The organism is Aquimarina pacifica (genome assembly GCF_000520955.1).
Classification (GTDB): domain Bacteria; phylum Bacteroidota; class Bacteroidia; order Flavobacteriales; family Flavobacteriaceae; genus Aquimarina; species Aquimarina pacifica.
Window position 1 is genome coordinate 1 of the sequence record NZ_JACC01000110.1, and the last position, 857, is coordinate 857.

Genomic DNA, 857 nt, shown 5'->3' on the forward strand with positions numbered 1-857 from the left:
CAGTATATGTATAATACCATTAGTGTTAATCCTGCCTATGCGGGTAGTCGCGGCGTGATGAGTATTATGGGCTTGCATCGAAGTCAATGGGTTGGATTGGATGGAGCCCCGCGTACTCAAACTCTGACGATCAATACTCCTATAGGAGATAATGAGCGTGTTGGTTTGGGGCTTTCTATTGTCAATGATCAGATTGGTCCTGTTGATGAGACTTATTTCGATATTGATTTTTCTTATACCATTGCTACCTCAGAAGAAGGTAAATTAAGTTTTGGATTAAAGGCCGGAGGTCATTTATTAAATATTGATTTTCTGGAGTTATCTCAATTTAATAGCAATGATGCTTTATTTGAGAGTAATATTGATAACAAGTTCAGTCCTAATGTGGGTGTGGGTGTGTATTATCATAACCAAAAGACCTATGTAGGATTAAGTGCTCCTAATCTGTTAGAGACGAATCATTTTGATGAGAGTGCTACCAGTAGTGATAGTGATGCGGTTAGTTTTTTGGCAGAGGAGCGTATTAATTACTATTTGATTGCTGGTCATGTTTTTGATTTGAGCGATGATGTCAAGTTTAAGCCTGCTGTTTTGAGTAAATTGGTATTTGGGGCGCCTTTACAGGTAGATGTTTCTGCCAACTTTTTGTTGTATGAGCGTCTTACTTTGGGAGCTGCCTATCGTTGGAGTGCTGCTGTTAGTGGATCGATTGGTTTTCAGGTCTCTGATGCTATGATGATCGGTTTTGCCTATGACAGAGAGACGACCCAATTAGGCCAGGCGCAATTCAATGATGGGAGTTACGAGGTTTTTCTACGTTTTGAACTCTTTAAAAAATACAATCGAATGTTAACCCC

At 39.7% G+C, this 857-nt stretch carries 1 protein-coding gene; it reads left to right on the forward strand.

What is annotated here, in order from left to right; all coding sequences use genetic code 11:
- On the forward strand, positions 1 to 857 hold an 857-nt coding region (locus tag DZ60_RS0121995; RefSeq protein ID WP_025744148.1), incomplete at both ends, for a PorP/SprF family type IX secretion system membrane protein.